Raw genomic sequence first — 7,558 nt, forward strand, 5'->3', positions numbered from 1 at the left:
AAATAAAACATCATTATCTAAAATCAAAAGAATTTTTACATGAATTAACTATAAATACTTACTTTGAATCGATTTTAGATACAAAAGTATATGACAAATGGTTTGAAACATATATACCAAAAGTTTGGTAATTAACTATAATTCATCATTTCTTTCAAAGTTAAAACAAATATCAAGATAACCATGAAAAGTTTCAAAAACATTTATCAGCTCCTCATCACAACTTCCATCATATCCTATAAATATTATGCCAATATTATTATCTGAAACAATGGAAATTAATTTACATTTATGATTTAATGCATTACAAATATCTCCCAATGATGGAATAATCGCACCAAAAAAATGATTATGAGTTGCTATTAAAAGATTATCTTTTTCACCTTCACTTTCAAGTTGAATAGGTGTTTCCACAATCAATTCATTACCTTCCACCAAATCACAAACTAATCTTAAATCTTTATTCACTACTGTCAAATATTCCTTATTAGAATTTTGAGTATTCATCAAATGATATATTGATATTAAAATAATATATTCCATATTTGGATACTTTTTAATTAACCCCTCTAACAAATTTCTTGATGAAGGTGGTTCTATATTCTCATCATTAGACCCCTCCCATTTGAATGAATTTAAAGGATTGAATCTGCTAAAAAAATTTTTTAATCGTGAAAAAGCATTAAATTTAATCATAATCATTACACCCAGATTTATTTTTATTTACAAACTATATAAATCATTTAGTTATAAATCAAAGCAATTTTACAAGGTTAAATTAATATTTGAAAGTAAAAATAATTTTTCAAAGCAAGAACAATGGATTAATAGTTAACTATATTATATAATAAAATCATATTATTAATATTATCAAAAATTAGGACTGTGTAAAAATGGAATTAATATGGTTTTATGTTGCCGTTGTTTTAGCTATAAGTGATGTATTGCACACCACCTTGATGTGGAAGGTATTCAATAACTTCTATATCCTATTAGGAGGTTTGATTCAACAATCCACTCATTCAACCTGGCAGACTTGGCTGGCACATGAAAGCATGGAAGCAGGATTCCATTTCATTGTATTGTCAATAGTTTTCCTGAATCCAGTGATTGGAATACAAGCAGCCCTTATTCATTTTGTAATTGATGTAACCCATACTATTTTAATAAGAGATATGGGCGAGTTAGAGCATAGAGCACTTCATTTTGTTATTGAATCTCTATTTTTCATGTTAATTTATGGATTTTAAATAGGAGTTATTAAATGCCAGTTATAACATTCAAATATGATGATTTAAAAGAATTAGGAATAGATATGGACAAAGATGAACTGATAGACACTTTACCAATGATGTCTAGTGATATTGAAGATTTTGATGACGAGGAAATCAAAGTCGAATTCTTCCCAAACCGTCCGGACAACTTATCTGTTGAAGGAGTGGCAAGATCATTTAAGGGGTTCATCGGTCAGGAAATAGGTTTGCCTGACTATAAAGTAGTGCCTTCCAATGAAGAAGTAATTGTTGAAGCGGAAGTTGCCAAAATCAGACCATATATTGCTTTTGCAAAGATTGACAATGTTGATTTTACTGGCGATAAACTCAAATATGTAATGGATTTCCAGGAAAACCTCCACTGGGTTATTGGAAGGGACAGGAAAAAAGTGGCAATCGGTATACATAATGCAGACGTAGTAACCGCCCCATACAAATACATTGCAACACCTAAAGATGCAAATGCATTCGTTCCTTTAGAAAAAGATACAGAAATGACTCCTCAGGAAATCTTAACCGAGCATGACAAAGGTAAAGATTATGCTCATTTGATTGAAGACTTTGACAAATATCCTTTAATTTTAGATAAAGATGACAATGTATTGTCCATGCCTCCAATCATCAACGGTGAGCTGACCAAAATCAGGGAAGATACTAGAAACATCATTGTTGATGTAACCGGTACTGATGAAAGGGCAGTCAATCAAGCGCTAAACATTATCTGCTCTTCATTTGCTGAAGTTGGAGGAGAAATCAAATCTATGGAAGTCAAATACAGTGACAAAACCATTACTTCCCCGGATTTAACTCCACAGGAGATGAATGTTCATGTTGATACTGCTAACGAATTGATTGGCGGAACCGATTTAACCGCACAGGACATTCATGATTTGCTCTTAAAAGCTCGTTTTGATGCTGAAATATTAAATGACAATGAAGTAAAAGCAATTATTCCTGCTTACAGAGTGGACATCCTTCATGAAGTGGACATTGTTGAAAATATTGCTGTTCAATATCATATTAACAGTGTTGAAGCTAAATTGCCTGAAATCAACACCGTTGCTTATGAAAACAATTGGTTTAAAGCTGAATCAACAATTCGTGAAGTCATGATCGGTTTGGGATTCCAGGAAGTTATGAGTCTTATGCTTACCAGTGAAGATGCTCACTACACCAAAATGAACCAGGAAGAAAAACCTCACGTTCAGGTTGCAAGGCCGATTACAATCGACAGAACCATGATTAGAACAAGCTTAATTAATTCACTGATGGAATTTTTAGAGGACAACAAGCATGAAGACTTGCCTCAAAAGATCTTTGAAATCGGTGATGTCTTATACCTTGATGAATCAAAAGAAAACAAGACTGTTTCATCCAAAAAATTAGCTGCAGTGATTTGCCATTCAACTGCTAACTTTACTGAAATCAAATCTGTAATGAGCAGTGTTTTATCCAACTTAGGATACACAATGGAAATATCAGACAGCAAAAACAGGACTTTCATTGAAGGCAGAGTTGCTGATGTGACTGGAGTTTCTAACGCAGGTTCAATTGAAGGTTTCTTCGGTGAGGTTTCACCTGAAGTAATTACTAATTTTACCCTAGATTATCCTGTTATTGCATTTGAAATTGAATTTATCAACAAATAAATTCTTTTTCAATACCATAATTTTCTCATTTGTGTTTCCATTTGAGAGTAATTGCTCATCTGTGGTATGGCATCATAATTATTGAAAAGGAAGATTAAAATAAGTAAAAGAATTATAAAAGCCATCAAAATTATTGTCCATCTTCTCAATTATATCCCACCACGTCAAAAAATAAATATTAATCAATAAGTTTAGCTATATCTTCACCTTTGGAAGTTAGTCTATACACTCTATTTTTGCGTTTTTCCTCATTGATGCATTCGGCAACACCACATTCCTTAAGTTCACGCAGAACCTTGGAAATGTGATTTGTACGAATTCCAATGTCTTCAGCCAAATCCGTAGGTATTTTATCCCCATCATTTAATGATTTGACAGATTTCTCTCTATATGAGGAACTGATTACATAACCGTAAGTCTTTAATGTCTCATCATCCATAATAATCACATCTTAATAATATATTACTCTCCAATTATAGTTAAAGTTATTGTTCTGTTGCTTCTTGGCCCATCAAGTTCAATGAAAAATACTGACTGCCAAGTGCCTAAATCCAATTTATTATTTTTAATCGGCAGACACTCACTTGATGAAAGGAGAAATGACTTCAGGTGTGAGTGTGCATTATTGTCAATCCTGTCATGATTATATGAGAATTTATTCGGAATTAAATTATCCAAAGTGAATTCCAAGTCCCCAAGCAAACCTGCCTCGTTTTCATTAACGACAATGGCCGAAGTGGAATGTTTTGAAAAAATTGAGATTAAACCTGTTTCTATGTCAATCAATTCATTGATTTTTGAAGTGATATCAATGATTTCAAAGTTTTTATTTGTATTTAATTTTAAAAAATGAGTTCTGACTGTCATTAATTAATTATTAGTCAATCTAATATAAAAAGAAAAAGAAAAAAAAATTAATAATATTTGTTTCTTCTATCAATTGCAGTATAGATTATGAACAATCCAATGATTATTAGCACAATTTGAGGAAATACCGCTGCAATTATTGCTGGAATCACTCCCAGATTAACAAGTAACCATAATACGCCATAAATTACAATTATCGCTCCAAATACGATTGCAATCTTATAGGTCAAATCCTTAATATCAGGAATGTCAAACATAGGCATTAGTATCACTACAACTCTTTGGTACCGTCATCTGTTCCGATGATTACCTTATCAACCATCTGTGAGAATATTCCGTTTTCAACCACACCAGGTATTGAGTTCAAGTCAATTTCCATGTGTGCCGGAGAGTCAATCTTATCAAATTTGGCATCGATTACGAAGTTGCCATTGTCGGTGATTACAGGTCCGTCTTTTCTTTGAGCCATTCTAATCTCACAAGTTGCACCCATATCCTCCAATGCTTTTATAACCATTCTTGATGCATCAGGAAGCACTTCTACAGGTACTGGGAAATTTCCCAATTCTTCAACCACTTTTGATTCATCCACAATGACTATGAACTTGTCTGCAGCATAATCAACAATCTTTTCTTTAGTGTGTGCTGCTCCTCCACCTTTAATTAAATTGAAATCAGCGTCAACTTCATCTGCTCCATCAACTGATAAGTCAATATCCTGCTCTTCTAAGGTAGTTATTGGAATGTTCCATTGTTTAGCTATTAACAATGATTGAAATGATGTTGGAATTCCCATTACTTTAATCCCTTCCTCCTTTATTCTCATTCCTACTTTTTCAATGAAAAAATGTGTGGTTGAACCGGTACCCAGTCCTAAAACCATTCCATCTTCAACATATTCAGCAGCTTTATATCCGGCATTCTTTTTAGAAGAACTATTACTACTAGTGTCTTTCATTTATATCACAAATCCTAATGTTAATTTATTAAGCTTATAACCTTTTTTACATTCCTCTTTATGTTTTCCACCATTGTCCAGAACGATACATTTATCGTTTTCAACCAAACCGTCAGGGAAACACAAATCATGAAACTCACAATTCTCATCACAATCAGGTGCATTAAATGTGAATGTTGATCCTTCAAAAATATTTTTTGAAGTTGTCAAAATATCTATTTTAGCCCTATCGACTTCAACTGGAATTACTTTTCCTCCAGAGTGAATTGGACAATTTTGTTCATTTTCTTTAATGCCTGTGACAACATATTTTCTGTTCAACTCCAAATTGCCTATGCAGGATGATTTAAACCGGCAATTTTCACATTCATCAGCAGGACCTAAAAAAACGAATTCCTGACCTTCCTTTGCTAAATCTTTACCTATCAATGTAATCATCTAAATCACCTCTGTTTTATAAGCCAGCTCGTAAGCCGCCTCTTTTGAAATTCCATTATCTCCCAAAATAGTGTATCTTTCAGGCCTGATTTTATGAGCCATAACCAATGCTTCAATAATATCCCCATCAGGAATATTCAGTTCTTTTGCAGTGGTTGGTGCCTGTACTGCCTTAAGAGCATTCCTTATTGCTTTCCAGTCCCCTCCGTGAAGATACATCATCAATATTGTACCTATACCACATTGCTCTCCGTGAAGTGCAGGTTTGTCTGCGATTTTATCCAGAGCATGTGAGAAAAGGTGTTCAGATCCGCTTGCAGGGCGTGATGAGCCTGCAATGCTAATTGCCATTCCTCCACTGAACAGTGATTTCATGACTATTCTTGCACTGGCTTCAAGATTAGGCTTGATGTTGGCCACATTGTCAGTTATCAAATGAGCTGACATTATTGACAGTGCCGCTGCCGATTCACTGATTGGCTCATGCTTTAATCTGTGAGCCAATTCCCAATCCTTGATAGCAGTGAAATTGGCAATCAAATCGGCACAGCCTGCGGACAGTAGTCTGAATGGAGACTGAGCTATGATTTCAGTATCTGCAATTACAGCTATTGGAGACTGTGCTTTGGCAGATGTTGAAGTGTTGGGATTTTTAATTGAAGCTAAAGGAGATACGATACCATCATGTGAAGCGGTTGTAGGCATGGATACAAAATAAACGCCCTGATTATGAGAAGAGAGCTTGGCAACATCAATTACTTTTCCCCCACCAATACCTAAAACAGTAGTGTCTGGAGTAATAAGTTCTTCAACTTCAGATATTGAATCATAAGTTGCTTTGCTAACTTTAGTCACATCAAACTCAATGTCAGCTTTTTCAAGGCTTTCCATTACAGGTATTGCACCTACATCATATGTATGTTCACCTGTAACGATTAAAATCTTTTTATCTAAATGCAATGATTTACAAATTTCACCAGTATCCTTTATAATACCCGGATCAATGTAAACTTCACGAGGCATTTGTATTTTCCTATTGCTCATAATATCTCCTGAAATTAATTATACATTAATATATATGTAGATAATAATTATAAATAATTTTTTAATTCTAGCAACCCCACCAATATTGTTCCAACATCAAAATATAACACTAAAACATCAATATTGCTCTTAAAACGTTAAATTGAGCTCAAATAAAAGCAATTCTTTATATATGATGCTTGATAATCTAATAAATGATTTACACAATTTTCGTAATGGATTAAAGAGGATTACCATGGCTCAGGAAAACAGAATCAACCGAGATTTGATGTTCAAGATATGCTTCATGTATTTCGCCAACTTCATTTTGAAGATACTGGAAATCAACGAAGAGATTGTTGAAATATCTCCAACAGAAATCATAGGTCTTGAAAATCTCAAAAAACCTAAAATATTCAACAACTTCCTCGATTTTGCCGCTGTGACAAAATCTGGAAAAATCATACTGTTTGAATTCAAGAAGAATGCATTGAGAACAAAAGATTTAAAACAATTATATAATTACTTTGACAGAGTACACTGCAAAAAGAAGGCACATGTGGATTTTATAATTATTACAATTTCTGATAAAGGAATTATAAGTAGCTATAAGAATAAACCTTTAATATTCTGTCCACGAATTATTAAAACTAAAACAATCAATAAACAGAAAGATTTAAGTATTCTACGCGACAAATTTAAACACAATTATAAATTGAACCCCTATGATTGCTCTTTGATGATTGCACTGCCACTATTCAAAACCGAAGAAAGTGAAGCAGAAATAACCAGAGAAATGTGTGAATACATTAAAGAGAAAAAAAACTGCATTCCAGCCGATGAGGTGGATGATGTAGTGCTTGCAATGTATCTGAACATCATTGAATACATTGATGAAGAAAAACAAGATGAACTAATGGATATGATCGGATTGAGTGAAAAAATAGAAGGAGTAATATCCGAAATAGAAAACAATGCAAGAGAAGATGGTGAAAAAAAAGGAGAAAGAAAAATTATTAAAAAATTATTAAAAACATTCACAGAAGACGAAGTATCTAAAATCCTAGATATAGAAAAAACAACACTACTAACACTAATACATAAATAAGGGGATAACCATTCCATTTCTCCCTTTACAAACATTTAAACAAAAACTAACCAGAAAAAATATGAAATTTACTGTATTTTGAAATGCAGAATAAAAATAAGGCTCTGTCCAAAATTGTCATGATGCAGAATTGATTTTTTGAATGTTTGTTTTAATTTTCATGTTTTTTTGGGTCAGGACATTTCGTTCTGTCCAGCGGATTTTTTGTAATCTGATCCATCTAATTAATCCATCACGTGTT

Annotated in this window: 10 protein-coding genes; 3 read left to right on the forward strand and 7 right to left on the reverse strand. The window is 33.1% G+C overall.

Going from position 1 to position 7,558, the window contains the following annotated elements; genetic code table 11:
- Window positions 1–135: 135 nt before the first annotated feature.
- Window positions 136–696, reverse strand: a complete 561-nt coding sequence (locus IJ258_RS06155; RefSeq protein WP_292804456.1) for a hypothetical protein — start codon at window positions 694–696, stop codon at window positions 136–138.
- 197 nt (window positions 697–893) lie between these two features.
- Here IJ258_RS06155 and IJ258_RS06160 point away from each other — a divergent pair, with 197 nt between their 5' ends.
- Window positions 894–1,250: a hypothetical protein gene (locus IJ258_RS06160; protein WP_292804459.1), complete on the forward strand. Its 357-nt coding sequence runs from the start codon at window positions 894–896 to the stop codon at window positions 1,248–1,250.
- Between the two features lie 14 nt (window positions 1,251–1,264).
- Complete coding sequence (gene pheT / locus IJ258_RS06165) at window positions 1,265–2,923, forward strand: phenylalanine--tRNA ligase subunit beta (protein ID WP_292804462.1); 1,659 nt, start codon at window positions 1,265–1,267, stop codon at window positions 2,921–2,923.
- Window positions 2,924–3,101: 178 nt separating this feature from the next.
- Here the strand turns inward: pheT and IJ258_RS06170 are convergent, their stop codons facing one another.
- Genes IJ258_RS06170 through IJ258_RS06195 form a run of 6 tightly spaced genes read right to left on the reverse strand, consistent with a single transcriptional unit; the run spans window position 3,102 to window position 6,230 of the window.
- Entirely contained in the window at window positions 3,102–3,362 is a 261-nt protein-coding gene (locus tag IJ258_RS06170) for a winged helix-turn-helix domain-containing protein (RefSeq protein ID WP_292804465.1), read from the reverse strand.
- Window positions 3,363–3,385: 23 nt separating this feature from the next.
- On the reverse strand, window positions 3,386–3,790 hold the full coding sequence (locus tag IJ258_RS06175) for a secondary thiamine-phosphate synthase enzyme YjbQ (protein ID WP_292804468.1): 405 nt from the start codon (window positions 3,788–3,790) through the stop codon (window positions 3,386–3,388).
- Between the two features lie 47 nt (window positions 3,791–3,837).
- Window positions 3,838–4,053 carry a hypothetical protein gene (locus tag IJ258_RS06180; RefSeq protein WP_292804471.1) on the reverse strand — a complete coding sequence of 72 codons (216 nt, stop codon included), beginning with the start codon at window positions 4,051–4,053 and terminating at the stop codon, window positions 3,838–3,840.
- Between the two features lie 8 nt (window positions 4,054–4,061).
- On the reverse strand, window positions 4,062–4,748 hold the full coding sequence (gene rpiA, locus IJ258_RS06185; RefSeq protein ID WP_292804474.1) for a ribose-5-phosphate isomerase RpiA: 687 nt from the start codon (window positions 4,746–4,748) through the stop codon (window positions 4,062–4,064).
- Window positions 4,749–5,186 carry a UPF0179 family protein gene (locus IJ258_RS06190; protein WP_292804478.1) on the reverse strand — a complete coding sequence of 146 codons (438 nt, stop codon included), beginning with the start codon at window positions 5,184–5,186 and terminating at the stop codon, window positions 4,749–4,751.
- A complete protein-coding gene (locus tag IJ258_RS06195) occupies window positions 5,187–6,230 on the reverse strand; it encodes an NAD(P)-dependent glycerol-1-phosphate dehydrogenase (protein WP_292804481.1) in 1,044 nt (347 codons plus the stop codon). It abuts the gene before it with no gap.
- Window positions 6,231–6,465: 235 nt separating this feature from the next.
- On the opposite strand from IJ258_RS06195, the gene IJ258_RS06200 reads away from it, so the two are divergent.
- The gene (locus IJ258_RS06200; RefSeq protein ID WP_292804484.1) at window positions 6,466–7,317 is read left to right on the forward strand and encodes a hypothetical protein; all 852 of its coding nucleotides are present in this window, start codon (window positions 6,466–6,468) and stop codon (window positions 7,315–7,317) included.
- Window positions 7,318–7,558 lie beyond the last annotated feature (241 nt).

Origin of the sequence: Methanobrevibacter sp., from assembly GCF_017468685.1 — an archaeon.
Lineage (GTDB): Archaea > Methanobacteriota > Methanobacteria > Methanobacteriales > Methanobacteriaceae > Methanocatella.